The sequence below is a fragment of the Streptomyces sp. NPDC052079 genome (assembly GCF_040680275.1).
Lineage (GTDB): Bacteria > Actinomycetota > Actinomycetes > Streptomycetales > Streptomycetaceae > Streptomyces.
Window position 1 is genome coordinate 51,610 of record NZ_JBFAWL010000022.1, and the last position, 24,497, is coordinate 76,106.

Consider the following 24,497-nt stretch of genomic DNA (forward strand, 5'->3'; position numbering starts at 1 on the left):
AGCGGGGCTCGGTCGTCGCGTCTTCCTGACCTGGTACTTCGCGGAAGAACCCGATTGGGGGTACCGATGGCGCCTGACGGAATCATTGCTTCCGGATGTGCGGACGCGCTCCTGTCGTCACAACCTTGTCTCATCGACCTTGCCGAATGGGTGGCCATGAGCGCCGGGAGGGGTGATCATGAGGAGACCAGAGCGCACTTCCCATGAGGAGGCACGGGTGGCCGAGACTCTGAAGAAGGGCAGCCGGGTGACCGGCGCCGCGCGCGACAAGCTCGCGGCAGACCTGAAGAAGAAATACGACGCCGGTGCGAGCATCCGGGCGTTGGCCGAGGAGACCGGCCGCTCGTATGGCTTTGTGCACCGCATGCTCAGCGAGTCGGGCGTCACGCTCCGAGGGCGTGGCGGGGCGACACGGGGCAAAAAGGCTCCTTCGGACTGACCCCCGGCGCCACAGGACCCGATGGTGGCCACCCGGTCGGCCCACCGGCAGGCCGGGTGGTTACTGTGCAGTCACTTAGTGACCGCACCCATCGGAGGCGCCCCATGGCTTCGTCCGCCCAGGACCTCGATCCGGTACTCGACAAGGACGGCGTACGGCTCACCGTCGACGATGCGATCGCCACGGTGACGCTGACGAACCCGGCCAAGCGCAACGCGCAGAGCCCCGCTCTCTGGCGGGCGCTGACCGAGGCGGGTCGGCTGCTGCCCGGCTCCGTCCGGGTCGTGGTGCTGCGCGGGGAGGGCAAGTCCTTCTCCGCCGGGCTCGACCGGCAGATGTTCACGCCCGAGGGGATCGAGGGCGAGCCGTCGTTCATCGACCTCGCACGCGGTGACGACGCCGAACTGGACGCCACCATCGCCGTCTTCCAGGAGGCGTTCACCTGGTGGCGGCGCAGTGACATCGTCTCCATCGCCGCCGTGCAGGGACACGCCATCGGGGCCGGCTTCCAGCTGGCCCTCGCCTGTGATCTGCGCGTCGTCGCGGACGATGTGCAGTTCGCCATGCGCGAGACCAGCCTCGGTCTCGTCCCCGATCTGACCGGCACGCACCCCTTGGTCGGACTCGTCGGTTACGCCCGCGCGCTGGAGATCTGCGCGACCGGGCGCTTCGTCACGGCCGAGGAGTCCGTGAACACCGGACTGGCCAACCTCGCCGTGCCCGCCGCCGACCTGGACGCGGCCGTCCAGGACCTCGCCGCGGCGCTCCTCGCGGCTCCCCGAGATGCCGTGATCGAGACGAAGGCCCTGCTCCGCGGCGCCCAGGACCGCACCTACGAGCAGCAGCGCACCGCCGAACGAGCCGCCCAGGCCCGCCGCCTACGCGACCTGGCGGGGCTCGGCGAGTAGCGGCACCTCTGCGCGGCGCCCAGGCCCGCACCCACGAGGAGCAGCGCACCGCTCGGGCGCGCCGCCTGCGCGACCTGGCCGGGCTCGGCGAGTAGCGGCACCACCACCGCCGCCACCGCCGCCGGGGGCCGCCCGGCCGTCCGGCTGACCATGCGCCGCCCGGCGTCCCCCGGCCGCCCGGCTGATGATGCGCCGGCTGCGGGCCGTCAGTCGAGTGCGGTCACCAGGACGGCGGCCGTGGGCCGGTCCGGCAGGGAGGCGGTTACGGCCGCGCGGACGGCCCTGGCTACCTCCAGCGGGCGGTGGTCCATCAGGACCGCGAGGTCCACGCGCGCGTGGCGGCGGGGCAGGGCCGCCCCGCCGGGATCCCCGGACGTGGACAGGTGGACCGGGCGGCCCAGCGTGCCCGTCAGTCGGCTCACCCCCGGAACGGCGAGCGCGGCGGCCGCAACTCGGTCGGCGTCCGCGTCACCCGGGCGCGGCGGCTCGGGCGTGGGCTCCTGCTTCGCGTCGTCGGGCGGCACCGGTGGCTCCGTGTCGAGCAGGTCCGTCACCTGCAGATCCACCTCGGTGACCGCCAGTCCGATCCGTTCCGTCGCCGCCTCGGCCAGCACCGTACGGAGCAGCGCCGCCGTCACCGGCAGCGGCTGCGCCGCCGTGGCCGCGAACCGGGCCGTCAGCCGCAATGGGCCCGGCGGCAGTGCGCTCGGCGGAGGCGGCACGACCGGCTCACCCGCATGCTGCGGATCGGCGAGCTCGATCCGTAGTCCGTCCAGGCGCACGCCGGGCGCACCCCGCGCCGCCGCCCGCCGCAACAGCACGGCCGCCGCCCGCTCCGCCATCCACGCGCCGTCGCGCGCCTCTCCCAGGGGCACGATCCTGCCCAGCCGCAGTTGCTGCCGTACCGCTTGCGCCCATCCGTCCGCCGTCACTCCTCCAGCCTGCCCCATTCCTGGCGCGATGCCGGGCAACCGTGCATACGGTTGTCAAAGGAGGACGACCGAAGGGACGTACGGCGATGACCGACATGACCGAGGGAGGCTCGGTACGAGCCCCCGACTCCGAGAAGAACCTCGCCGAATCCACCCAGCGCAAGGGCCAGGGAACCCGGCGTGGCGGCGGTGACCCCGCCACGCGCGGCCGTACCACCGTCGCCGATGGCGTCGTGGAGAAGATCGCCGGACTGGCCGCCCGGGACGTGCTCGGCGTCCACGCCATGGGCAGCGGGCTGTCGCGGACGTTCGGAGCCGTACGCGACCGTGTGCCCGGCGGCTCCAGGTCCGTGACGCGCGGGGTGAAGGCCGAGGTCGGCGAGGTGCAGACCGCGCTCGACCTGGAGATCGTCGTCGACTACGGCGTGTCCATCGCCGATGTCGCCAGGGCCGTGCGGGAGAACGTCATCGCGGCGGTCGAGCGGATGACCGGCCTCGAGGTGGTCGAGGTCAACATCGCGGTGAGCGACGTGAAGCTGCCCGACGAGGAGGACGAGGAACCGGAAAGCCGCCTCCAGTGAGGCTCGGTGAGCGGAGGAGCGCACCATGAACATGGCCGTGGTCGGCATGATCGCCGGCATGGCGCTGGGCTTCGCCGGATACTTCGGCGGCTTCGGGGCCTTCCTGCTGGTGGCGGCCCTGGGCGCCGTCGGGTTCGTCGTCGGCCGGTTCCTCGAGGGGGACCTGGAACTCGGCGACTTCTTCCGGTCCCGTGACGAACGGCGGCGGTGACGACCGTGAGCACGGGGACCGCCGAACTCGGCGGGAGCCCGGCCGCCGTCGCGCCCGGCGAGCGCGGGGAGACCAGGATCGCCGACCGGGTGGTCGCGAAGATCGCCTCGCAGGCGGCCCGGGAGGCGATCGGCGACCTGCCCCCGGGGGCCGCACCGCCGCACGCGAACGTGGTCGTACGCCACGACGCCGCCCGCGTCCGCGTGCACATCGAACTCGACTACCCCGGCGACATCGGGGGCCGGTGCGCACAGGTACGGCGCCGAGTGGTCGACCGGGTGCGCGACCTGGCGGACATGGCCGTGCCGGAGGTTGTTGTTTATGTGGAACGGCTGCATCTGACGGCCGCGCCCGGCGCGGAACACGGGAGGACGCCATGAGCGAACCCCACGGCACGGTTCTGGAAAAGCACCCGCCGTCCGCCGACGGCGCGGGGGACGTGGCCGGCGGGAGCGATGAAGGGAACCGGCGTTTCTGGTCCGCTCGCCGGGTCCCCGCGGGCATCGTCGCGCTGGTCCTCCTGGTGATCGCGGGGATGTTCCTGTACGACATCGTCGCGGTGCGGGCTGGCCGGGCCGGGATGAGCTGGCGCCGTGAGCTCGCCGGGCAACTGGCCCAGCGGCCCCTGGACGACGTCTGGGTGCTGACCGGCGCCGGTGTCGCCGCCGCGCTCGGACTCTGGCTGCTCGTGCTCGCGGTGACGCCCGGCCTGCGTGCCCTGCTCCCGATGCGCCGCACCCATCCAGACGTCCGCGCGGGACTGCACCGCGCCGCCGCCGAGACGGTGTTGCGGGACCGGGTCATGGAGGTGCCCGGCGTGCAGTCCGCGCGGGTCAGGGTGAAGCGCACCCGTGCTGATGTCCGCGCAGTGTCGCACTTTCGTGAACTGGACGATGTACGGGCGGACGTGACCGCGGTGCTCGACGAAGCCGTCGGGCGGCTGGGGCTGGCCCGGCCGCCCGCGCTGTCGTTGCAGGTGCGGCGGCCCGGCCGAAAGGGGCGATAGCGGTGCTGGGGACTGTCAACCGTGTGTTGCTCGCGATCGTGGGGCTGGTGTTGATCGCCCTCGGGGGGTCCGTGCTCGCGATCGGGCTCGGGGCGCCTGCGCCGTCCTGGTGGCTGCATGACGGACGGGATGACGTGCTGCTCTCCGACGCCGAGCGGACCCGGTGGCGGGACGAGGGCTGGTGGTGGCCGGTGGTGATTGCGGCGCTTGCCGTGCTGGTTCTGCTGTGTCTGTGGTGGGTGGTGGCGGTGCTGCGTCGGCGGCGGTTGGGCGAGATTCTGGTCGATACGGGGGATGGGGAGGGGGCGGTGCTGCGGGGGCGGGCGCTGGAACATGTGCTCGCTGAGGAGGTGAGCCGTCAGGAGGGGGTTGCGCGGGCGCGTGTTGTGCTGACCGGGCGGCGTGGTAGTCCGGCGGCGCGGGTGCGTCTCACCCTGGAACCCGACGTGGAGCCGGGCACCGCGCTGCATGTCCTCACCACGGGCGCCCTTGCCCACGCCCGCGACTCTTCGCGCCTGACCACCCTCCCGGCGGAGGCCCGCCTGCACGCGGTGAAACACCGCCCGGAGCGAGTGGCGTAGCCCGCGCATTACCGGGTGCCCGGCGTGGGTGTGGGGCGGGGGTGGTTGCGCAGCCCGGCGCCGGCGGGGTGCCGTCGCGCCCACCCTCCCCCACTCTCGGCTTCGCTCGGGCGGGGGACCCCCATCGCCCTGGGGGTACCTCCCAGGCCCTTAAGGCACTGGGGGAGGCACGACTGCCCGCGGATCGCGAGGGGCGGGGGTGGTTGCGCAGCCCGGCGCCGGCGGGGTGCCGTCGCGCCCACCCTCCCCCACTCTCGGCTTCGCTCGGGCGGGGGGACCCCCATCGCCCTGGGGGTACCTCCCAGGCCCTTAAGGCACTGGGGGAGGCACGACTGCCCGCGAGGACGCCGGCGTCAGAAGCCGTGGCGGTAGCCGCCGTCCACTGGGAGCATTACGCCCGACAGGTAGGAAGCCGCCGGTGAGAGGAGGAATGCTGCTGTTCGGCCGAACTCCTGCGGGGTGCCGTAGCGGCGCAGCGGGATTCGTGACTCGGCAGCCTGGCGGGTGGCCTCCGGGTCCGCGGAGCGTGAGTCCAGCTCGCGCACCCGGTCCGTGTCGATCCGGCCCGGCAGCAGGCCCACCACCCGGATGCCCCGCGGCCCCAACTCGTCCGCCAGCGACTTCGCGAACCCCGCCAGCCCGGGCCGCAGCCCGTTCGAGATCGTCAGCCCGGGAATCGGCTCGTGCACCGACCCCGACAGCACGAAGCCGATGACACCCCCCTCGCCCAGCTCCTCCGCCGCCGCCCGGGCCATCCGCACCGCACCCAGGAACACCGACTCGAACGCCGACCGCCACTGCTCGTCGGTGATGTCGGCGACGAACCCCGGCGGCGGCCCGCCCACACTGACGAGGACGCCGTCGAAGCGCCCGAACCGCTCCCGCGCGGTCGCGATCAGCCGCGCCGGCGCCCCCGGGTCGGCGTTGTCGGCGGCCACCCCGACCGCGTCCGGCCCCAGCGCGGACGCCGCCTCCGCGACGGACTTCTCCTCCCGCCCCGTGACGACCACCTTCGCACCGTCGGCGACGAGCTCCCGCGCGGCGGCGTTGCCCAGGCCGCGGGTCGCCCCGGTGACGACGTACACCCGGTCCTTCAGTCCAAGATCCATGGCCCTATCCTGCCCCCTCTTCCCCGAACAGGGCGAGGGCGGTGTTCACCAGGCCGATGTGGCTGAACGCCTGCGGGAAGTTGCCCAGCAGCCGGTCGCCCACCGGGTCGTACTCCTCCGCCAGCAGCCCCACGTCGTTGGCCAGCCCCAGCAGCCGTTCGAACAGCTCCCGGGCCTCCTTCCTCCGGCCGGACATGTGCAGGGCGTCCGCCAGCCAGAAGGAGCACACCAGGAAGGTGCCCTCCTGGCCGGGCAGCCCGTCGACGGCCGTGGCGTCCGGGGTGTAGCGGCGTACGAACCCGTCCTGTCCCAGCTCGGCACGGACCGCCTCGATGGTGCCGAGCACTCGGGGGTCGTCGGGCGGCAGGAAGCCCACCCGGGGAATCCGCAGCAGCGCCGCGTCGAGTTCCCGGGAACCGTAGGACTGCGTGAAGGTGTTCCGCTCGGGGTCGAACCCCTTGTCGCACACCTCCCGGTGCACCTCGTCCCGCAGCTCCCGCCAGCCGTCCAGGTCACCCTCGAGATCCGCGAACTCCTCCATGGCGCGCACCGCGCGGTCGGCGGCCACCCACACCATCACCTTGGAGTGCACGAAATGGCGCCGACCGCTCCGGACCTCCCACAGCCCTTCGTCCGGCTGCCGCCACGCCGTGCGCAGGAAGTCCAGCAGCACCGCCTGCAGCGCCCACACGTCCGGCTGCGGGGACAGCCCCGAACGGCGGGCCAGCGTCAGCGAGTCCACGACCTCCCCATACACGTCGAGCTGGAGCTGGTTCACGGCGTCGTTGCCGACCCGCACCGGCCGGGCGCCGCCGAAGCCGGAGAGCCACGGCAGTTCGAACTCCGGCAGCCGTCGCTCACCCGCGAGCCCGTACATGATCTGCAGGTCCGCCGGATCGCCCGCGACCGCGCGGAGCAGCCAGTTGCGCCAGGCCTCCGCCTCGCTCTGGTACCCGGCGGCCAGCAGCGCCTTCAGGGTCAGCGTGGAGTCGCGCAGCCAGCAGAAGCGGTAGTCCCAGTTGCGGACGCCGCCCGGCTCCTCCGGCAGGGAGGTGGTGGGCGCGGCGACGATGCCGCCCGTGGGGCGGTACGTGAGCGCCTTGAGGGTGATCAGCGAGCGGACCACCATGTCCCGGTGCGGGCCGTCGTAACGGCAGTGCGCCGCCCAGCTCTGCCAGTCCTTGACGCTGTGCCGCAGCGACGCGTACGGGTCGACCAGCGGGGGCCTCGGCTCGTGGGAGGGGTGCCAGGTGAGCACAAAGGCGACCCGCTCGCCCTCCTTCACCGTGAACTCCGAGAACGTGCCCATGTCCTCGCCCCACGTCGGCACCTCCGGCACGCTGCGCAGCCACGCCGAGTCGGGTCCGGCCACCGCCACCCGGTGCCCGTCGGCCCTGCGCACCCACGGCACGACCGAGCCGTAGTCGAAACGCAGCCGGAGGGTGCTGCGCACGGTCACCTCACCCCGTACGCCCTGCACGATCCGCACCAGGTCGGGGGCGCGGTGCCGTTGCGGCATCAGGTCGGTGACCAGCACCGTTCCTTGCGGGGTCGTCCACTCGGTGTCCAGGACCAGGGTGTCCTCGCGATAGGACCGGCGGGTGTACCGGTCCGCGCCGACCGGCGCGATCCGCCAGTGTCCGTTGCTCTCGTCCCCGAGCAGCCGGGCGAAGCAGGCCGCCGAGTCGAAGCGGGGGAGGCAGAGCCAGTCGACCGAGCCGTCCGCGCCCACCAGGGCAGCGGTCTGTTCGTCGCCGATGAGCGCGTAGTCCTCGATACGGTGCACGGGGTGCGGGTTCCCGGCCATCGGGGGCCGCAATCAGGGGCGAAGCCGGGGGAGTGACGGACCGTCGGCCGCCGCGGCACCGTGGCCGTTGAAGATCACACCGGGGTCGGAGGGTGCCTGGTTGAGCACCCACAGGCCGATCAGTGTGGCCAGCGTGAAGACGACCGCGACGAGCACGGTGAGGACGAGCCGCCGCCGGCGTTCCCGGCGCAGCCACTCGCCGCGCGCCGTGCGGTAGGCGTCCGGGTCGGGCAGCACCCCGCCGGCCAGCGCCTGCAGGGCGTCGCGCAGTTCCCGTTCGGTGCGCGCCGTGCCCGGCGGGCGGGGCGGCTCGGCCCGGTCGTGGTCCGTGCGGTCCGGACGGGTGCCACGCGACGGAGTCGCCTCTCGATGCGTCATCGCCGGGCCTCCATCGCCTGGGTCAGCGCGGCGATGCCGCGCGAGGTGTGTGTCTTGACGGAACCACGGGAGATTCCCATCGCGGCCGCTATCTCGCTCTCCTTCAGCCCCAGCCAGTGCCGCAGCACCAGCGCCTCGCGCTGCCGCGCCGGAAGGTGCTGGAGCGCGTCGATCAGCACCCGCTGATCGTCGTGGAGCAGCGCGGTGTTCTCGGCGGAGGCCACGGTCTCGTCGGCCGGGGCCGGCGGGCGCTCCTCGTGCCGGCGGGCGACCTGGAGGTGGCGTATCCGCATCCGGGTCAGATTGCAGACGGTGGACCGCAGATACGCCTCCGCCGCGGCCACGTCCTTCAACCGCCGCCACTTGCGGTAGATCTGGTAGTACGCCTCGGCCACCACGTTCTCCGGGTCGTCGGCGCCGAGCAGCACGGCGAGCCGCAGCATCGAGGAGTAGTGCAGCTCGAAGAGGCGGGCGACGCCGGCCTCCCGCTCCAGATCGGCCGGGTCGCCGACGGCGGGACCCAGCGGCCCGGCCGGGACCGCTGCCGGAGGAGGAGACGGCGGAGCCGGGGCCGGGGCCGGGGACAGAGTGGTGCGGGATTGCTGTCTGCGTCTCACGTGTTGTTCGCTCCCGTCTGCGGACGTCGCCCGGCCAACAGGCGGGACGGCAGGTCGGTGGCGTCGGCGCCGCGCGCGACGCCGAGCCGGGCGAGGGCCGCGGTGCCGGCGACCGCGACGGTCAGATTTAGCAGCAGGGCGGCGACACCGGCGTAGATCTCCAGGGGGCCGGCGCCGGTGTCGAGCGGCACGATCGAGGAGAACCCCTCCCGCACCACCAGATATGTCCCGGAGGCCATGCCCACGGCCCATCCGGCCAGCAGCGCCCGCGGATGCAGCCACCGCGTGTACAGCCCGACCGCCACCGCCGGGAAGATCTGCAGGATCCACACCCCGCCGAGCAGCTGCAGGTTGATCGCGTCCTGGTCGCGCAGTCCGAACACGAACGCGACGGCACCGAGCTTCGCGGTCAACGACACCGCCTTGGCGACCCGCACCTGCCGTTTCGGCGTGGCCGTCGGATGGACGTACTCGACATACACGTTCCGTACGAAGCTGGTCGCCGCGGCGATCGACATCACCGCCGCCGGCACCAGCGCCCCCACGACGATCGCGCCGAACACCAGTCCGGCCAGCGGGCCCGGCATCAGCCGGTCGACCAGCATCGGCACGGCCGCCTCGGCGCTGCCCTCGGGCGCCCGCACACCAGCCGCCAGGGCCGCGATGCCGAGGAAGCCGAACAGTGCGAGCAGCGCGGTCCAGGCGGGCAGCCCTGCCGACACCTTGCGCAGGGTGCGGCCGCCGTCGGCGGCGAATCCGGCGGTGAGCACATGCGGGTACATCAGCAGGGCGAGCGCGGAGCCGAGCGCGAGCGTGGCGTAGGCGGGCTGCTGCTGCGGCGACAGCAGCAGCGGGGAGTGCGCCGCGTCCGTGCCGCCGAGGGCGCGCGCCGCCCCGTCGAAGACGGCGCCGAAACCGCCGAAGCGCCGCAGGACCAGCCAGCAGACGGCGGTCAGCGAGACGAACACCGCCACCGCCTTGAGGGCGGAGATCACGGTGGGTGCCCGCAGCCCGTGCCGGTAGGTGGCGACGGCAAGCCCCGCGAACACGGCCACCATCACCAGGTCACCGGTGGCTCCGCGCGGATACAGCCCGCCCGCGGTGAGCACCGCGCGGATGCCTAGCAGCTGGAGCGCCAGGTACGGCATCGTCGCCAGGATGCCGGTCAGCGCCACCACCAGGGCCAGCGGGGGCGATCCGTACCGGCCGCGCACGAAGTCGGCGGCGGTGATGTAGCCGTGCCGCCGCGCCACGCTCCACAGCCGGCTGAGCAGGACGAACGCGAGCGGGCAGACGATCACCGTGTACGGCACGGCGAAGAACGCGGGCGCGCCGTTGCCGTACGCCAGGCCCGGTACGGCGGTGAAGGTGTACGCCGTGTAGATCGTCCCGCCGAGCAGCAGCCAGGTCCAGCCGGCGCCGAGGCTCCGGTCGGCGAGCGCCCAGCCCTCCAGCGAGGGCAGCCGGTCGCTCGGGCGGAGCCGCCGCGCGGTGACGGCGAGCAGCGACGCCCCGCCGATCACGGCGAGGAACGTCGCGGTCATGGCTGTGCCGGCCATGAATCACCGTCCTTGGTGTGCTGTGCCCTCGGGGGAGAGTTGCGCGGACGGGCCGTCCGGATGACAGAAACCGGAGGGACACCCGTCCGGAACGTGACGTCACCCCACCCGACCGGTGCGCCACTCTCGCACAGAACGCCGTGCACCGGGAGGGCGGCGCAGGTCACCGCACGCACCGGTCGTTCCCGGCCACTAATCGTGTCTCCGGGACCGGCTACACCGCCGCCGGCTCCGTCTCCTCGGCGTCCGCTGTCCCGTCCGCCGCGCGCTCCCGGGCCTCCCTGCGGGCCAGGACGACCCAGCCGGCCGGCACGGCCGCCGCGAACAGCCACCACTGTACGGCGTACGCGAGGTTCAGGGCCGCGTTCTCCTTGCCCGGGTCCCCGAGCGGTTCCGGGGTGCCGCTCTCCGGCTGGGGCGCCGTCTGCGCCACATAGCCGCCGAGCACCCGGGCGCCGAGGCGCTCCGCCTCCTGGTCGCTGTTGATCAGCATGATCTGCCGGTCGGGCAGGCCCTCGAGGTTCTTGATGCCGCTCGCCTCGGTCGTCTCGTCGGGCATGAGCCGGCCCTTGATGGTGATCTCGCCGCGCGGCGGCGCGGGGACCTCGGGGAATGCGGTCGGGCTCGCCCCGTCCGCGGGGACCCAGCCCCGGTTGACGAGCAGCACCCTGCCGTCGTCGAGCACGAAGGGGGTGAGGACATGGAAGCCGACCTTGTCGGCGGCGTTGGTGCGGCGGCGCACGACGACCTCGTCATCCGTGTCGAAGCGCCCCTGGGCGGTCACGGTGCGGTACCGCTCCGCGCGGGTCACGGCGTCCCCCGGCGCGGCGAGCTGCTGCACGGGCACCGGATCGGCGGCCAGTGCGTCGGCGACCAGCTGGTTCCGCGCGGAGCGCTCCCCGTGGCGGTCCATCTGCCAGGTGCCCAGCCAGATCATCGTGGGGATGAGAAGGAGGGCGACCAGTGTGATGATCACCCATTGGCGGGACAACAGGAAGCGGTACACCCCACGACGGTACAACCCGGCCGCGGGGTGCATTCAGGCGGGTACGTCCCTTCACACCCGGTCGACGATCCCTTCCTTTCCCGCCGCGCGGGCGCAGTGGGCGCCGCAGTACCAGTGGCCCTCCGCCTCCACGCCCTGGTTGAGGATCTGCACCCCGCAGCGCTCGCAGACCGGGGCCATGCGGTGGATCGCACAGGAGAAGCAGTCGAAGACATGCGCCGCGCCCTGCGCGTGCACCTCGAAGGTCATTCCGTAACTGTTGCCGCAAACTTCGCATGTCGCCATGCGCCACAGCGTGAGCCGTCGGCCCGGCGGGGGCGAGCGGGCGGCGGGCGAGTCGCCCGCCAATCACCCGTCCGTACGGTCCGCCGGCTCCACGTCCCCGAGCAGCTGGCCGAACGCCGCCTCGTCGACGACCGGGGTGCCGTACTGCCGGGCCTTGACCACCTTGGACGTGCCCGAGTCCGGATCGTTGGTGACGAGCAGGCTCGTCAGCCGGGACAGACTGGAGGCCACATGCAGGCCCGCCTCGGTCGCGCGGTCCTCCAGCAGGTCCCGCTCGATAGAGGTGTCCCCGGAGAACGCCACCCGCATCCCCTGCTTGAGGCGCTTGCCCGGCTCGTAGCGCCCGGGGTTGGGATAGGGGCACGCGGGCCGTTTGCGGGAGGGGCGCCAACTGGCCGGCCGGTAGCCCCCGGGACCCGCCTGCTGCCCGATGCGGGGCCGGTCCGTCCACTCGGTCAGCGGCCGGCACTCGTGCAGCGGCAGCCGTACGCCCCCCGCGGCCGCGGCCAGCAGGCTGGGCCGGAACGCCTCCGCCAGCACGCGTGCGTCGTCCAGCGCGTGGTGCGCCCGCCGCTGTACGACACCGAAGTGCGCGGCGAGCGACTCCAGCTTGTGGTTGGGCAGCGGAAGCTTCAGCTCCTTGGAGAGGGCGATGGTGCACAGCCGCTGCTTCACCGGCGCCTCGCCGCGCGCGCGGGCGTACTCCCGGGCGATCATCTGCCAGTCGAAGACCGCGTTGTGCGCCACCAGCACCCGGCCCTCCAGCCGGGTCGCGAACTCCGCGGCGATGTCCCCGAAGAGAGGCGCCCCTTCGAGTACGTCGCTCGTCAGACCGTGGATCCACACCGGGCCCGGGTCCCGCTCCGGGTTGACCACCGTGTACCAGTGGTCCTCGACCTCGCCGCGCGCGTCCAGCCGGTAGACGGCCGCGGAGATGATGCGGTCGTCCCGGGCCAGCCCCGTGGTCTCCACGTCAACGACCGCGTATCCCTGGGGATACGCGGCCGGCCACGCGGTGGGGGAGGAGGCGGTTGCGGTGAGGTCTTCGAGCATGGTTCATGAGGATACGGGCCCCGACTGACACTGCTGTCCGTCAGGTGCCCCGCACGGGCCGCCCGTTCGGATATCGGACATGTCCGGAAGGGTGCGGGGTCCGCTCATCGGCACCCGGTCACCAGCGGATCGGCACCGGCAGCGCCGTCAGCAGTCCCGACACCGCGACCACGAGGGCGAGCAGGTACACCTCCGCCCGCGCGGGTGAGTTCGCGCTCAGCGGGTCGGCCGCGCGGGCCAGCCGGATCCGGGCCCACAGCGCGAACGCGGCGACGCCCACCATGAGGATCACCTTGGCGAGCAGCACACGTCCGTACGCCGTGTCCGTCAGCTGCTCCAGGATCGTCTCCGACGGCATCCGGCGCAGCGAACTGCACACGCCGGTCGCGGTGATGGCGGCGAGCAGCCCGGCCGCCACACGCGCGTAGCGGCCCAGCAGGGCGGCGCCCGCCTGCGCGTTCTGCAACACCGTCAGCGTGCGCAGTACGTACACCAGTCCGCCCACCCAGAGCGACGCGCAGGTCAGGTGAATCACCGTCAGCCCGGAGCCGATCATCGGGCTGTACTCGGTGGTCGGGTGGGCGCGCAGTGCCTCCGCGACGACGATCGCGGCCAGGGGCCACACCTGCGTGCCGGGGCGTCCGGACGCGGCGCACAGGGCCGCCGCGAGGAAGCCGTTGACCTCCAGCAGGGCGAGTTTGCCGTCCCGGGAGTCGTAGAGGCCGCCGACGTCGATGTCGGCCAGGCTGCCGGGCACCAGGTTGCCGGTGGCCACGACGGAGGCGAGTCCGAGGGCGGCCACGAAACCGGCGATGTTCGCGGCCGTGGACCAGCCGTGGGGCAGCGTGTCCGGAGCGCCGGGCACGGAGCGGGCCAGCCGTCGCACGAAGAGTTCGCCGACGGGTATGGACAGCGCCGCGAACAGCACCGTGCGCAGCAGGGCTATGCCGCCGGTGCCGGGCGCGTCGGCCTCCCCGGTGCCGTGCAGCGCCGGGGACGGGCCGAGGAGCGGTATCAGCGCGCCCAGCGCCACCAGTACGAGTACGGCAGTGGCCCGCCCGGCGCCCGGGCGCCTGAAGCCCCTGTGCGTACCGGTCCTCCCGGCCCTGGGTTTGGTCAGCGTCACCCCAGGATCTTCACAAGATCACACACTTCTGGGCAAGTGACGGGCGGAATGTGAACTTTGCCCTTCCGGTTGTCTCCGCGCGCGTCACCGCGTCACGGCGTCACCGCCATCGCGCCGGATCCGCTCCCCAACTGCCCGGCGGTCGCGCCCAGTCACGCGGGCCGCCGTCGAACGTCACCGCCGGCCGGGCATGACGCAGCCTGCCCAGCGGGCCGTCCGTCTCGGTCAGCCAGGCCTCCGGGGCCACCTCACCGGCATCCGGTCCGTCCACGGCGCCCGCGCGGTCCGCCGCCTCCAGCAGCCACCCCGCCGTCCGCGCCAGTGCCACCCGTACGAGCCTGCTCCCGCCCTCCTCCGTCTGCTCGGTGAGCGCCCGCAGCACACCGGCCGCCAGCAGGTACCCCGTGCCGTGGTCGAGCGCCTGCGCCGGCAGCGCACCCGGCTGCCCCCGGGTCCCTTCGGCCGCGGCGATGCCCGTGGCCGCCTGCACCAGACTGTCGAAGCCGCGCCGGCCGCCCCAGGGTCCGTCCCCTCCCCACGCCGACAGTTCGGCCACCACCACCCCCGGGCGCCGCCCGGCCAGCTCCCGCGCGGTCAGCCCGAAGCGGTCCAGGGCGCCCGGACGGTATCCGGTGACCACCACGTCCGCCGCCGCGAGCAGCTCCTCGAAGGTGTCCCGGTCCGCGCCGAGGTCCAGCAGCGCCGACCGCTTCCCGAAGCCGGTGTCGGCGTGCTGGTCGGGAAGTTCGGGCAGCCCGGGGGAGTCCAGGCGCAGGACGTCCGCGCCGAGCAGGGCGAGCGTGCGGGTGGCGACCGGTCCCGCGATGACCCGGGTCAGGTCCAGCACCCGCAGCCCCGCGGCCGGCAACAGCGGATCCCGGCCCAGCGGGGTGAACGCCCGCGCGGGGGACCGGTCCAGGCGCGCGCGCTCCACCAGGGGACGGGCCCGCAGCGCCGCGCCCTGGCCGTGCGCAACCCACTCCTCGGGCGTACGCACGGCGACGGCGAGGCCTCCCGCCGTGAACACCGTCTCCTCCACCTCCCGCGCGGAGCGTTCCGCGAGCGCCGCCGCCACCGCGGCCGGGTCCTCCGCCACGCCGAGCGCGGTCAGCAACCGGGCCCGGTGGTGGGGATAGTTGGCGTGCGTGCGCACCCACCCGTCGGCCGTGCGCCAGAACCGCGACAGCGGGGCGAAGGTCTCCGGCGCCCGCCCGTCGACCCGCAGATGCCGCTCGCCGGTGAACGCCGCCGCCACCGCCCCGTCGTCCACCCGCACCGCCGGCACCTCCCCGCCCGCGCGCCGTGCCCCGAGCTCGGCGGCGGCCAGCGCGCAGGCGCCCACACAGGCACGCGCCGCCTCCCGCACCGGCAGCCGGGCCCGCAGCACACCGGGTCGTTCGACGGCCGACACACGGCGCAGAAGGGCGGGATCGCCGCCCAGGGCGGACCAGACGGATGTCATGTCGCTCATGACTGACACTATGCAGTATTGACTCGATCAATACAGTGGGATCGGCCGGGCGCACCGGACAGCGGAAGGGCCGGGCGCATCCGCCCGGCCCTCCGCTCTCCGTACTCCCGCAGAACTACCGCGTCACCGCGTCCAGCGCGTCGGCGGTGCCCCAGCCGTAGAAGCCGTTGCGGTTCTTCGGGCCCTCGCACACCGCGTCGACCTTGCCGTCGCCGTTGATGTCGTACGGGTCCGTGCACGCGGTGGCGTCGGCCTCCGCGTACAGCAGCGCCTTCACCATCGCCGGCGGGGCGTAGGGGTGCGTCGACTTGATCAGCGCGGCCACGCCCGCGACATGGGGGGACGCCATCGACGTACCCGCCATGTAGCCCCACTTGCCGCCGGGCAGCGTGCCCAGGATCAGACCGCTGGTGGCGGGCGGGGCGGGCCTCTGGTAGGCCGTGGAGTCGCCGCCGGGCGCGGCGATGTCGACAACGCCCCGTCCGTAGTTGGAGAAGGACGACTTCAGCCCCTTTGCGCCGGTCGCCGCGACCGTCACCACACCCGGCAGCTGGGTCGGCATGTCGAGGCACTCGGTGGGGTCGATCACCCGGTCCGACGGGGTGCCGTCGTTCGGGGACACCGGGTCGGTGATCTCGTCGGCCGCGAGGTCGTAGTTCTCGTTGCCGGCCGCGGCCACGTTGACCGCGCCCTTGCGCTCCGCGTACCGCGTGGCCCGGGTGACCGCCTCGAGGAGCGCCTTCTGGTCCGGGTCGTCCTTGCAGTTGAAGTACCAGGGGTCGGTGTAATAGCTGTTGTTGGTGACGTCGACCCCGTGCTCGGCCGCCCACATGAAGCCGCACACCACGGCCTCGGTGTAGAAGTACCCGTCCGGGTTGGACACCTTGATGCCCGAGACCTTCACCCCGGGAGCGACACCGGTCATGCCGACGCCGTTCTTCGCGGCGGCGATCTCACCGGCGACATGTGTGCCGTGCGGGCTCTCGCCCGCGCCCGGCCGCCAGGCGCCGTCGCTCGTGTCCGGCTTGCCCGACACACAGTTGACCGACGCGTCCCGGTCGAAGTTGGGCGCGAGGTCCGGGTGGGTGTCGTCCACACCGGTGTCGATGACGGCGACGGTGACCTTCGCACTGCCCAGCGACTTCTCGTGCGCCTGGTCCGCCTTGATGGCGGGCAGGTCCCACTGCAGGCCCTGCAGCGGGTCCTGCCCCTCGACGGCCTCCGCCTGCGCCTCGGCGGCCTCGGAGGCGCTGAGCACCTTCGGGGCTCCCATGTCCGTGGTGGCCGCCGACGGCAGCGGAGCGTTGCGGGTGGCACCCGCCGACTCCACACCGGGCACCTTGCGGACGGTCTTCGCGAAGTCGGCGTTCGAGGAGTGGACGACGATGACGCCGATCCTGTCGTACGACGTCACGATCGTGCCGCCGGCCTTGGCGATCGCCTGCTTCACATGCGCCGGCGCCCCGTGCCCGCCGCGGACGTTGACCACATAGCTGAGCGAGCCGGCGTCCGCGGTGGCCGCGGCCGGACGCCCGTCGGCCGGGGCGGCGGTGGCCGCGGTGTTCGGCAGGAACGCGAGCGCGGTCGCCATGGCCATCCCGGCCGGGACGACCAGCGCGCGGCGATGGCGCGGGTGAGGCGCTGTCATGAAGTCTCCAGTTCGTTCACTGTTGCGGAGCAAAGGGCGGGAACCGTGGGAGCGCGCGCTCACTTGACGGCGCGCAGCGCGTCGACGATGCCGAAGCCGTAGAAACCGTTGACCCGGTCGCCGCCCTCGCACGTCGCGTCCTGCGTCCCGTCGCCGTCCTGGTCGTACGACTCGGGGCAGCCCGGATTGTTCGCCTGTGCCTTCAGGAGCCCCTGCAGCATCGCGGGGGAGGCCCACGGGTGCTTGGACTTCAGCAGCGCGGCGACACCGGCCGCGTGCGGCGAGGCCATCGAGGTGCCCTGCAGGAAGGCGTACTCGCCGTTCGGCATGGTGGAAAGGATGCGGCCGTCCTTGGACGGGGTGTCCGGCAACTGGTAGCGGCGGTCGCCGCCCGGCGCCGCGATGTCCACAACGCCCTTGCCGTACGTGGAGTAGTACGACTTGAGGTTGTGCACACCCGTGGCGCTGACCGTGACGATGCCCGGCAGCTGGGTCGGCACGTCGAAGCATTCGCTGGGGTCGATGGTGCGCGTCACCGGCGTGGTGTCGTTGGGGCTGGAGTCGTCGACGATCGCGTCGGAGGCCAGGTCGTGGTTGGAGTTGCCGGCCGAGGCCAGATGCAGGGTGCCCTTGCGCTGCGCGTACAGCTGGGCCCGGTTGACCGCGTCGACGATCGCCCGCTGGTCGGGGTCGTCCATGCAGTTGTACAGCCACGGGTCCACGTAGTAGCTGTTGTTCGTGATCTCCACGCCGTGGTCGGCGGCGAACACGAACGCGCAGACGACGTTCTCCGGGTAGAAGAGACCGTTGTCCGGGTCGCTGACCTTGATGCCGGCCACCTTGACGCCGGGCGCGACACCGGCGACGCCGATGCCGTTGCGGGCCGCGGCGATCTCACCGGCCACATGGGTGCCGTGGTAGTCGTCGTCCGTGTAGGGCCGCCAGGCGCCCTCGCTGGTGTCCGCCTTGCCGCCGACGCAGTTGGCCGACTGGGCGGCGGAGAAGTTCGGGGCGAGGTCGGGGTGGGTGTCGTCGACGCCGGTGTCGATCACGGCGACGGTCACCTTGCTGCTGCCCGGGTTGATCTTCGCGGCCTTGTCGGCGCCTATCGCCCGCAGGTCCCACTGGTCGGCCTCGAGCGGCTCGCTGCCGGGAACGTCCGCGGAGGCGGCCTTCGTCCGCGCGGCCTCGGCGGCCGTCACATAGTCGGCGGCGCCCTCGTCCGTCGTCCCGGCGCGGGTCAGCGGCGCGGTGCGGGTGGCGCCGGCCGACTGCACGCCCCGCGCCCCGCGGATCTCCTCGGCGAAACCGGGGTTGGCCGAGTGGACGACGATGACGCCGATCCTGTCGTACGAGACCACGACGGTCCCGTCGGCCGCGGCGATCGCCCGCTTGACGGAGGCGATCGTGCGGCCGTCCGCCTTGGTGTTGACGACGTACGCCAGGGCGGGCGCGTCCGTCGCCTGCTCCTCCGACACCGTCTGCGGGGCCGCCGACGCCGCCGTCGGCAGGAAGCCGAGCGAGGCGGTCAGGGACAGCACGACGGGCACGGCGAGGGCGAGCCGGCGTCTGGAACGCAGATGAGCCATGGGGTCTCCACATCATCCGGAAACGAAACCGGCCCGAGACCCAGGGTGGTGCTCGGGCAGGTACATGACGGGTAGTGCAGGGTGAAGCTATCCCGCGCGCTCGCTGGCCAGCAATCATTTGCCGGAAACGTCTTCGGAAAACGGCTGCGGAAAAGAAACGCCGGCAGTTGAACCGGTCTTCGCGTGGCGCCGTGCCCTTGGGCAGGAAGGGCGAGCAGACTCGCCTTTCGTCCCCGCCCGAACCACAGCAACGCGAGGAGACTCCGTGGCCGCCGAAGCACCGCCCCCCTCGACAGAACAACACAAACTCCCCACGCCCGAGGAGTTCACCGAGGTGCAGGAGAGCGCTGAGTTCGGTGAACTGCGCCGTTCCCACCGCTCGTTCGCCTTCCCGCTGACCATCGCCTTCATCATCTGGTACCTGCTGTACGTCCTGCTCTCCAACTACGCGGGCGGCTTCATGGGCGCCAAGCTGTTCGGCAACATCAACGTCGCCTTCGTCTTCGGCGTCCTGCAGTTCGCCACCACGTTCCTCATCGCGTGGTGGTACTCCCGGCACGCCGCCGCCAAGCTCGACCCCAAGGCCGAGGCCATCAAGACCCGTATGGAGGGCGGCGCATGAGCCCGTCGATCACCCATGTCACCCTCGCCGCCAACGAGGCGAGCGAACACCGGGCCCTGATCATCACCTTGTTCGCCCTGTTCGTCCTCGCCACCCTCGGCATCACCGTCTGGGCGGGCCGGCAGACCAAGGACGCCGCGGACTTCTACGCCGGCGGACGCCAGTTCAGCGCCTTCCAGAACGGACTCGCGGTCTCCGGCGACTACATGTCGGCCGCGTCCTTCCTCGGTATCGCGGGCGCCATCGCCCTCTTCGGCTACGACGGCTTCCTGTACTCCATCGGCTTCCTGGTCGCCTGGCTCGTCGCCCTCCTCCTGGTCGCCGAGCCGCTGCGGAACTCCGGCCGCTACACGATGGGCGACGTCCTCGCCTACCGCATGCGCCAGCGCCCGGTGCGCACCGCCGCAGGCACCTCCACCATCGTCGTGTCGATCTTCTACCTGCTGGCCCAGATGGCGGGTGCGGGCGTCCTCGTCTCGCTGCTGCTCGGCATCACCTCCGACGCCGGCAAGATCCTCATCGTCGCGCTCGTCGGTGTCCTGATGATCGTGTACGTCTCCATCGGCGGCATGAAGGGCACCACCTGGGTCCAGATGGTCAAGGCCGTGCTGCTCATCGGCGGCACGATCCTCATTACGTTCCTGGTGCTGCTGAAGTTCAACTTCAACATCTCCGATCTGCTGGGCAGCGCCGCCGAGAACAGCGGCAAGGGCGACGCCTTCCTCGAGCCCGGCCTCCAGTACGGCGCCGACGGCACCACCAAGCTGGACTTCATCTCTCTCGGCATCGCCCTGGTGCTCGGCACCGCCGGTCTGCCGCACATCCTGATCCGCTTCTACACGGTGCCCAACGCCAAGGCCGCCCGTAAGTCCGTGAACTGGGCCATCGGCATCATCGGCGGCTTCTACCTCATGACCATCGCCCTCGGCTTCGGCGCCGCCGCACTGATCTCACAGGACGAGATCATCGCGTCCAACCCGTCCGGGAACACGGCCGCGCCGCTGCTGGCCCTGCACCTGGGCGGCGTCGACTCGGCGTGGGGCGCGATCCTGCTCGCCACCATCTCGGCGGTCGCCTTCGCGACGATCCTCGCCGTGGTCGCCGGACTCACGCTGGCCTCGTCGTCCTCCTTCGCGCACGACATCTACGCCAACGTCATCCGCAAGGGGCAGGCCACTGAGAAGGAGGAGATGAAGGCGGCCCGCTGGGCGACCGTCCTCATCGGCGTCGTCTCCATCGCGCTCGGCGCCCTCGCCCGCGACCTCAACGTGGCCGGTCTGGTCGCGCTGGCCTTCGCGGTCGCCGCGTCCGCCAACCTGCCGACCATCCTCTACAGCCTGTTCTGGAAACGGTTCACCACCCAGGGCGCCCTGTGGTCGATCTACGGCGGCCTCATCGTCGCCGTCGGCCTGGTGCTCTTCTCGCCCGTGGTCTCCGGTGACCCCAAGGCGATGTTCCCGGACGTCGACTTCGCCTGGTTCCCGCTGAAGAACCCGGGCGTCATCTCCATCCCGTTCGGCTTCCTGATGGGCTGGCTCGGCACCGTCCTGTCCAAGGAGGAGCCGGACGCCAAGAAGTACGCGGAGCTGGAGGTCCGGTCCCTGACCGGCACCGGCGCCCACTGATCCACCCGCCCCGGACGGCCGCGTCGTACGGACCTTGTAGGTCCCTACGACGCGGCCGTTGGCATCTCGTGACATCGGGTCGATGTGGGTTGTCGGTGGCGTCACGTAGGCTCACTGGTACGAGACAGGACTGATTCGCGTCGAGGGAGGGGGCCCACGTGCTCATCGACACCTACGGCCGAGTGGCCACCGACCTGAGGGTCTCGCTGACCGACCGGTGCAATCTGCGCTGCACCTACTGCATGCCCGAGGAGGGGCTGCAGTGGCTGGCCAAGCCCGACCTGCTGACCGACGACGAGATCGTCCGCCTCATCGGCGTCGCCGTCACCTCCCTCGGTATCGAGGAGGTCCGCTTCACCGGCGGCGAGCCCCTGCTCCGCCCCGGCCTGGTCGGCATCGTCGAGCGGGTCGCCGCCCTGGAGCCCCGCCCGCAGATGTCCCTCACCACCAACGGCATCGGCCTGCGGCGCACCGCGGCCGCCCTGAAGTCGGCGGGCCTGGACCGGGTCAACGTCTCCCTGGACACCCTCCGTCCCGACGTCTTCAAGACGCTCACCCGCCGCGACCGCCACCGGGACGTCATCGACGGCCTCCACGCGGCCCGCGAGGCCGGCCTGACCCCCGTCAAGGTCAACTCGGTCCTGATGCCGGGGCTCAACGACGACGAGGCCCCCGACCTCCTGGCCTGGGCCGTGGAGCACGACTACGAGCTGCGCTTCATCGAACAGATGCCCCTCGACGCCCAGCACGGCTGGAAGCGGGACGGCATGATCACCGCCGGGGACATCCTGACCTCCCTGCGCACCCGCTTCGAGCTGACCCCCGAAGGCGGCGAGGCGCGCGGCTCCGCACCGGCCGAGCGCTGGCTGGTGGACGGCGGCCCGCACCGGGTCGGGGTGATCGCCTCCGTCACCCGCCCGTTCTGCGCCGCGTGCGACCGCACCCGCCTCACCGCCGACGGCCAGGTCCGCACATGTCTGTTCGCCACCGAGGAGACGGACCTGCGCGCGGCCCTGCGCTCCGACGCCCCCGACGAGGAGATCGCCCGCATCTGGAAACTCGCCATGTGGGGCAAGAAGGCGGGCGCGGGCCTGGACGACCCCGGCTTCGTCCAGCCGGACCGCCCGATGTCCGCGATCGGCGGCTAGATCGGCGGCCAGGCCGTTCAGACGCCTCGCGCTTCCCACTCCTCCAGGGGAACAACCTCCTTCAGGAAGCCGCGCACCCCCAGGAACTGCGACAGATGCTCCCGGTGCTCCTCGCAGGCGAGCCAGGTCTTGCGGCGCTCGGGAGTGTGGATCTTGGGGTTGTTCCACGCCAGTACATGGACCGCTGCGGCACGGCAGCCCTTGGCGGAACAGATCGGCGTCTCAGGATCGGGGAGCATCACACACCGACCCTAACCCGGTGGGAAAAGGCGACGCCGAGCAGCCACGGGGGGAGCTGCCCGGCGTCGGTCCGTCGCTCCGACGGGGGATGCGGAGCGCGTACGCAGTATGTCACGGGTCACCCCGGCCCCGGCACCGGAAGCACATGATTGATCTGAGGTTTTCTTGAGCTTGGCGGGGAAATGCCTTCCGCTCGGCGTCGTTTCCCCTCACGCCCCGATCTTCACGACCGCTCGGGCCGCTCCGTTCGTGCGCCCGGCACGCGCTCCGACGCCGCATCTTCCGCATCGGGTTCCGCGGAACCGTCATTCGTCCGCCCCGGTCCGATCGTCGGCTTCATCGGCGTCGTCACAAAGGTCGACGGCAGCGACGGCGCGTTCTCGCGCCCGGCGTTGGCGATCACCACCGCGATGTACGGCAGGACCGCTCCGAGCACCAGCGCGACGATCGCCACATGCCGTTCCACGTTCCACAGGGTCGCCGCGAGGATGACCGAGATCGTACGGATGACCATCGAGATCACATACCGGCGCTGCCGCCCGCGCACATCTTCCTGGAGGCCCGTCCGGGCTCCGGTGATCCGGAACACCTGGACGCTGCCGCCGCCACGCTGCTTCCGCATCACATTCCACCCTCCGCCCGCAGAGGACCGTTCCCGCCCTGACCGCCCCCGCGACCCGGTCGGGGAACTCGGGCCCGGACACGTCCACGGTACGCCGCCCCCACCCGGGCCACGAGCCCGGGTCGCCCCTCCTCCCGGCCGCACCGCCTGCGCCGTCGCACGTACGTGCCGGCCGACATGCGGCGTACCGCTTCTCGTCCGACACTGGTCGCAAGGCTCGAGTGAAGCCGTACTAGGAGGCATCCATGGGCTGGCTGTGGGCGATCATCGTGGGTTTCGTGCTCGGTCTTCTCGCCAAGGCGGTGATCCCCGGCAAGCAGCACCTCCCGCTGTGGCTGGCCACCATCTGCGGCATGATCGGTGCCGTCATCGGCAACGCCATAGCGCGGGGCTTCGGCATCGAGGAGACGCGCGGCATCGACTGGGGCCGGCACATCTTCCAGCTGGGCGCCGCCATCGTCATCGTCCTGTTCGCGGAAATGCTGTACAACGCGAGGCAGCGCAGAAAGTACGAACGGCAGCGGACCTGATCCCCCGGCCCGCCGCCGACGAAGGGCGGCCTCCGGCGCCCGCCGGAAACCGCCCCTGAACCAGCCCTCGCTCAGCCGCCCGTGACCTCCACCGCGGCCAGGTTCTTCTTGCCCCGGCGCAGCACCAGCCAGCGCCCGTGCAGCAGGTCCTCCTTCGCCGGCACGGCGTCCTCGGCGGTGACCTTCACGTTGTTCACGTAGGCGCCGCCCTCCTTCACCGTGCGCCGCGCGGCCGACTTGCTCGCAACCAGACCGACCTCGGCGAACAGATCGACGACCGGGCCGAGCTCGGCCACCCGGACGTGCGGCACCTCGGAGAGCGCCGCCGCCAGCGTCCGGTCGTCCAGCTCGCTGAGTTCGCCCTGGCCGAAGAGCGCCTTGGACGCGGCGATCACGGCGGCCGTCTGGTCGGCGCCGTGCACCAGCGTCGTCAGCTCCTCCGCCAGCGCGCGCTGCGCGGCCCGGGCCTGCGGCCGCTCCTCGGTCTGCCGCTCCAGCTCCTCCAGCTCCTCGCGGGACTTGAAGGAGAGAATCCGCATGTAACCCGAGATGTCCCGGTCGTCCACGTTCAGCCAGAACTGGTAGAACGCGTACGGCGTCGTCATCTCCGGGTCCAGCCAGACGGCCCCGCCCTCCGTCTTGCCGAACTTGGTGCCGTCCGCCTTCGTCATCAGCGGCGTCGCGAAGGCGTGGACGGACGCGTCCGGCTCCAGCCGGTGCAGCAGGTCGAGACCGGCCGTGAGGTTGCCCCACTGGTCGCTGCCGCCCTGCTGCAGCGTGCAGCCGTAGCGCCGGTACAGCTGCAGGAAGTCCATCGCCTGGAGCAGCTGGTAGCTGAACTCCGTGTAGCTGATGCCCTCGGAGGACTCCAGACGCCGGGCGACCGAGTCCTTGGTCAGCATCTTGTTGACGCGGAAATGCTTGCCGATGTCCCGCAGGAACTCGATCGCGGACAGGTTCGCGGTCCAGTCGAGGTTGTTCACCATGACGGCCGCGTTCTCGCCCTCGAAGGACAGGAACGGCTCGATCTGGCCGCGCAGCCGCTCCACCCAGCCCGCGACCGTCTCCGGCGAGTTCAGCGTGCGCTCGGCCGTCGGGCGCGGGTCGCCGATCTGCCCCGTGGCCCCGCCGACCAGCGCCAGCGGCCGGTGCCCGGCCTGCTGGAGCCGGCGCACGGTGAGCACCTGCACCAGATGCCCCACGTGCAGCGATGGCGCGGTCGGGTCGAAGCCGCAATAGAACGTGACGGGACCGTCCGCGAGCGCCTTGCGCAAAGCGTCCTCGTCAGTGGACTGGGCGAACAGCCCGCGCCACTTCAGCTCGTCGACGATGTCCGTCACGGTTCTCGTGTCTCCTCGATGATCGTCGGCCGGTCGGGTGACGGCCGTTTGCCAACGCCTACGA

The 24,497-nt window shown here is 72.0% G+C and carries 27 protein-coding genes; 11 read left to right on the forward strand and 16 right to left on the reverse strand.

Annotated features, from left to right (window positions below; genetic code table 11):
* Window positions 1–217: 217 nt before the first annotated feature.
* Complete coding sequence (locus AB0L56_RS25945; protein WP_361035204.1) at window positions 218–439, forward strand: helix-turn-helix domain-containing protein; 222 nt, start codon at window positions 218–220, stop codon at window positions 437–439.
* Between the two features lie 104 nt (window positions 440–543).
* On the forward strand, window positions 544–1,347 hold the full coding sequence (locus tag AB0L56_RS25950) for an enoyl-CoA hydratase/isomerase family protein (RefSeq protein ID WP_361035207.1): 804 nt from the start codon (window positions 544–546) through the stop codon (window positions 1,345–1,347).
* Between the two features lie 206 nt (window positions 1,348–1,553).
* Here AB0L56_RS25950 and AB0L56_RS25955 read toward each other — a convergent pair whose 3' ends face one another.
* The gene (locus tag AB0L56_RS25955; protein ID WP_365427065.1) at window positions 1,554–2,279 is read right to left on the reverse strand and encodes a nucleopolyhedrovirus P10 family protein; all 726 of its coding nucleotides are present in this window, start codon (window positions 2,277–2,279) and stop codon (window positions 1,554–1,556) included.
* Between the two features lie 86 nt (window positions 2,280–2,365).
* Here AB0L56_RS25955 and AB0L56_RS25960 point away from each other — a divergent pair, with 86 nt between their 5' ends.
* The 5 genes from AB0L56_RS25960 to amaP are packed head-to-tail and all read left to right on the forward strand — an operon-like array spanning window position 2,366 to window position 4,658.
* Window positions 2,366–2,860 carry an Asp23/Gls24 family envelope stress response protein gene (locus AB0L56_RS25960; protein WP_361035213.1) on the forward strand — a complete coding sequence of 165 codons (495 nt, stop codon included), beginning with the start codon at window positions 2,366–2,368 and terminating at the stop codon, window positions 2,858–2,860.
* Window positions 2,861–2,885: 25 nt separating this feature from the next.
* Window positions 2,886–3,071, forward strand: a complete 186-nt coding sequence (locus AB0L56_RS25965) for a hypothetical protein (RefSeq protein WP_073937463.1) — start codon at window positions 2,886–2,888, stop codon at window positions 3,069–3,071.
* Complete coding sequence (locus AB0L56_RS25970; protein ID WP_361035216.1) at window positions 3,068–3,451, forward strand: hypothetical protein; 384 nt, start codon at window positions 3,068–3,070, stop codon at window positions 3,449–3,451. The genes AB0L56_RS25965 and AB0L56_RS25970 overlap by 4 nt, the downstream gene beginning before the upstream one ends.
* Window positions 3,448–4,077, forward strand: coding sequence for a DUF6286 domain-containing protein (locus tag AB0L56_RS25975; protein ID WP_365427069.1), 630 nt, complete (start codon window positions 3,448–3,450; stop codon window positions 4,075–4,077). The genes AB0L56_RS25970 and AB0L56_RS25975 overlap by 4 nt, the downstream gene beginning before the upstream one ends.
* Window positions 4,074–4,658, forward strand: a complete 585-nt coding sequence (gene amaP, locus AB0L56_RS25980) for an alkaline shock response membrane anchor protein AmaP (RefSeq protein WP_361035360.1) — start codon at window positions 4,074–4,076, stop codon at window positions 4,656–4,658. Before AB0L56_RS25975 ends, amaP begins: the two co-directional genes overlap by 4 nt.
* 353 nt (window positions 4,659–5,011) lie before the next feature.
* Here the strand turns inward: amaP and AB0L56_RS25985 are convergent, their stop codons facing one another.
* From AB0L56_RS25985 to AB0L56_RS26040, 12 genes are all read right to left on the reverse strand, one after another.
* The gene (locus AB0L56_RS25985) at window positions 5,012–5,767 is read right to left on the reverse strand and encodes an SDR family oxidoreductase (RefSeq protein ID WP_361035222.1); all 756 of its coding nucleotides are present in this window, start codon (window positions 5,765–5,767) and stop codon (window positions 5,012–5,014) included.
* A 4-nt stretch (window positions 5,768–5,771) separates the two neighbouring features.
* On the reverse strand, window positions 5,772–7,574 hold the full coding sequence (locus tag AB0L56_RS25990; protein ID WP_365427072.1) for a glycoside hydrolase family 15 protein: 1,803 nt from the start codon (window positions 7,572–7,574) through the stop codon (window positions 5,772–5,774).
* Window positions 7,575–7,586: 12 nt separating this feature from the next.
* Window positions 7,587–7,952, reverse strand: coding sequence for a hypothetical protein (locus tag AB0L56_RS25995; RefSeq protein ID WP_365427075.1), 366 nt, complete (start codon window positions 7,950–7,952; stop codon window positions 7,587–7,589).
* Window positions 7,949–8,569, reverse strand: a complete 621-nt coding sequence (locus AB0L56_RS26000; RefSeq protein WP_361035231.1) for a sigma-70 family RNA polymerase sigma factor — start codon at window positions 8,567–8,569, stop codon at window positions 7,949–7,951. The genes AB0L56_RS25995 and AB0L56_RS26000 overlap by 4 nt, the downstream gene beginning before the upstream one ends.
* Window positions 8,566–10,128: a sodium:solute symporter gene (locus AB0L56_RS26005; RefSeq protein WP_361035234.1), complete on the reverse strand. Its 1,563-nt coding sequence runs from the start codon at window positions 10,126–10,128 to the stop codon at window positions 8,566–8,568. Before AB0L56_RS26005 ends, AB0L56_RS26000 begins: the two co-directional genes overlap by 4 nt.
* A 214-nt stretch (window positions 10,129–10,342) precedes the next feature.
* On the reverse strand, window positions 10,343–11,134 hold the full coding sequence (locus AB0L56_RS26010) for an SURF1 family protein (protein ID WP_365427078.1): 792 nt from the start codon (window positions 11,132–11,134) through the stop codon (window positions 10,343–10,345).
* Window positions 11,135–11,185: 51 nt separating this feature from the next.
* The gene (locus AB0L56_RS26015) at window positions 11,186–11,419 is read right to left on the reverse strand and encodes a hypothetical protein (protein WP_361035240.1); all 234 of its coding nucleotides are present in this window, start codon (window positions 11,417–11,419) and stop codon (window positions 11,186–11,188) included.
* A gap of 63 nt (window positions 11,420–11,482) precedes the next feature.
* The gene (locus AB0L56_RS26020; protein ID WP_361035242.1) at window positions 11,483–12,472 is read right to left on the reverse strand and encodes a DEDDh family exonuclease; all 990 of its coding nucleotides are present in this window, start codon (window positions 12,470–12,472) and stop codon (window positions 11,483–11,485) included.
* Window positions 12,473–12,590: 118 nt separating this feature from the next.
* Window positions 12,591–13,508: a CopD family protein gene (locus tag AB0L56_RS26025; protein WP_365427167.1), complete on the reverse strand. Its 918-nt coding sequence runs from the start codon at window positions 13,506–13,508 to the stop codon at window positions 12,591–12,593.
* A 190-nt stretch (window positions 13,509–13,698) separates the two neighbouring features.
* Window positions 13,699–15,069, reverse strand: coding sequence for a CoA transferase (locus tag AB0L56_RS26030; RefSeq protein WP_365427082.1), 1,371 nt, complete (start codon window positions 15,067–15,069; stop codon window positions 13,699–13,701).
* Window positions 15,070–15,184: 115 nt separating this feature from the next.
* Window positions 15,185–16,717, reverse strand: coding sequence for a S8 family serine peptidase (locus tag AB0L56_RS26035; protein WP_365427085.1), 1,533 nt, complete (start codon window positions 16,715–16,717; stop codon window positions 15,185–15,187).
* 59 nt (window positions 16,718–16,776) lie between these two features.
* Window positions 16,777–18,306: a S8 family serine peptidase gene (locus AB0L56_RS26040; protein WP_365427088.1), complete on the reverse strand. Its 1,530-nt coding sequence runs from the start codon at window positions 18,304–18,306 to the stop codon at window positions 16,777–16,779.
* A gap of 265 nt (window positions 18,307–18,571) precedes the next feature.
* On the opposite strand from AB0L56_RS26040, the gene AB0L56_RS26045 reads away from it, so the two are divergent.
* From AB0L56_RS26045 to moaA, 3 genes are all read left to right on the forward strand, one after another.
* Window positions 18,572–18,928, forward strand: a complete 357-nt coding sequence (locus AB0L56_RS26045; RefSeq protein WP_361035254.1) for a DUF485 domain-containing protein — start codon at window positions 18,572–18,574, stop codon at window positions 18,926–18,928.
* Window positions 18,925–20,553: a cation acetate symporter gene (locus tag AB0L56_RS26050; protein ID WP_361035257.1), complete on the forward strand. Its 1,629-nt coding sequence runs from the start codon at window positions 18,925–18,927 to the stop codon at window positions 20,551–20,553. Before AB0L56_RS26045 ends, AB0L56_RS26050 begins: the two co-directional genes overlap by 4 nt.
* A 158-nt stretch (window positions 20,554–20,711) precedes the next feature.
* Window positions 20,712–21,701, forward strand: coding sequence for a GTP 3',8-cyclase MoaA (moaA, locus tag AB0L56_RS26055; RefSeq protein WP_365427092.1), 990 nt, complete (start codon window positions 20,712–20,714; stop codon window positions 21,699–21,701).
* Window positions 21,702–21,718: 17 nt separating this feature from the next.
* Here the strand turns inward: moaA and AB0L56_RS26060 are convergent, their stop codons facing one another.
* Window positions 21,719–21,940 carry a hypothetical protein gene (locus tag AB0L56_RS26060; protein WP_361035366.1) on the reverse strand — a complete coding sequence of 74 codons (222 nt, stop codon included), beginning with the start codon at window positions 21,938–21,940 and terminating at the stop codon, window positions 21,719–21,721.
* Between the two features lie 224 nt (window positions 21,941–22,164).
* The gene (locus tag AB0L56_RS26065; protein ID WP_365427095.1) at window positions 22,165–22,563 is read right to left on the reverse strand and encodes a DUF3099 domain-containing protein; all 399 of its coding nucleotides are present in this window, start codon (window positions 22,561–22,563) and stop codon (window positions 22,165–22,167) included.
* A gap of 245 nt (window positions 22,564–22,808) precedes the next feature.
* Between AB0L56_RS26065 and AB0L56_RS26070 the strand changes: the two genes are divergently transcribed.
* Entirely contained in the window at window positions 22,809–23,093 is a 285-nt protein-coding gene (locus AB0L56_RS26070; protein WP_361035266.1) for a GlsB/YeaQ/YmgE family stress response membrane protein, read from the forward strand.
* A 71-nt stretch (window positions 23,094–23,164) separates the two neighbouring features.
* Here AB0L56_RS26070 and tyrS read toward each other — a convergent pair whose 3' ends face one another.
* On the reverse strand, window positions 23,165–24,433 hold the full coding sequence (tyrS, locus tag AB0L56_RS26075) for a tyrosine--tRNA ligase (protein WP_365427098.1): 1,269 nt from the start codon (window positions 24,431–24,433) through the stop codon (window positions 23,165–23,167).
* Between the last annotated feature and the right edge of the window lie 64 nt (window positions 24,434–24,497).

Excerpts from the sequence above, each read along its gene's own strand:
- AB0L56_RS25995 (WP_365427075.1), bottom strand. The coding sequence starts at position 7,952 with ATGACGCATCGAGAGGCGACTCCGTCGCGTGGCACCCGTCCGGACCGC.
- AB0L56_RS26060 (WP_361035366.1), bottom strand. The coding sequence starts at position 21,940 with ATGCTCCCCGATCCTGAGACGCCGATCTGTTCCGCCAAGGGCTGCCGT.
- AB0L56_RS25960 (WP_361035213.1), top strand. The coding sequence starts at position 2,366 with ATGACCGACATGACCGAGGGAGGCTCGGTACGAGCCCCCGACTCCGAG.
- AB0L56_RS25965 (WP_073937463.1), top strand. The coding sequence starts at position 2,886 with ATGAACATGGCCGTGGTCGGCATGATCGCCGGCATGGCGCTGGGCTTC.
- AB0L56_RS26035 (WP_365427085.1), bottom strand. The coding sequence starts at position 16,717 with ATGACAGCGCCTCACCCGCGCCATCGCCGCGCGCTGGTCGTCCCGGCC.
- AB0L56_RS25975 (WP_365427069.1), top strand. The coding sequence starts at position 3,448 with ATGAGCGAACCCCACGGCACGGTTCTGGAAAAGCACCCGCCGTCCGCC.
- AB0L56_RS26005 (WP_361035234.1), bottom strand. The coding sequence starts at position 10,128 with ATGGCCGGCACAGCCATGACCGCGACGTTCCTCGCCGTGATCGGCGGG.
- AB0L56_RS26020 (WP_361035242.1), bottom strand. The coding sequence starts at position 12,472 with ATGCTCGAAGACCTCACCGCAACCGCCTCCTCCCCCACCGCGTGGCCG.
- AB0L56_RS25950 (WP_361035207.1), top strand. The coding sequence starts at position 544 with ATGGCTTCGTCCGCCCAGGACCTCGATCCGGTACTCGACAAGGACGGC.
- AB0L56_RS26050 (WP_361035257.1), top strand. The coding sequence starts at position 18,925 with ATGAGCCCGTCGATCACCCATGTCACCCTCGCCGCCAACGAGGCGAGC.
- AB0L56_RS26070 (WP_361035266.1), top strand. The coding sequence starts at position 22,809 with ATGGGCTGGCTGTGGGCGATCATCGTGGGTTTCGTGCTCGGTCTTCTC.
- AB0L56_RS25990 (WP_365427072.1), bottom strand. The coding sequence starts at position 7,574 with ATGGCCGGGAACCCGCACCCCGTGCACCGTATCGAGGACTACGCGCTC.
- AB0L56_RS26040 (WP_365427088.1), bottom strand. The coding sequence starts at position 18,306 with ATGGCTCATCTGCGTTCCAGACGCCGGCTCGCCCTCGCCGTGCCCGTC.
- AB0L56_RS26065 (WP_365427095.1), bottom strand. The coding sequence starts at position 22,563 with ATGCGGAAGCAGCGTGGCGGCGGCAGCGTCCAGGTGTTCCGGATCACC.
- AB0L56_RS25985 (WP_361035222.1), bottom strand. The coding sequence starts at position 5,767 with ATGGATCTTGGACTGAAGGACCGGGTGTACGTCGTCACCGGGGCGACC.
- AB0L56_RS26015 (WP_361035240.1), bottom strand. The coding sequence starts at position 11,419 with ATGGCGACATGCGAAGTTTGCGGCAACAGTTACGGAATGACCTTCGAG.
- AB0L56_RS26030 (WP_365427082.1), bottom strand. The coding sequence starts at position 15,069 with ATGAGCGACATGACATCCGTCTGGTCCGCCCTGGGCGGCGATCCCGCC.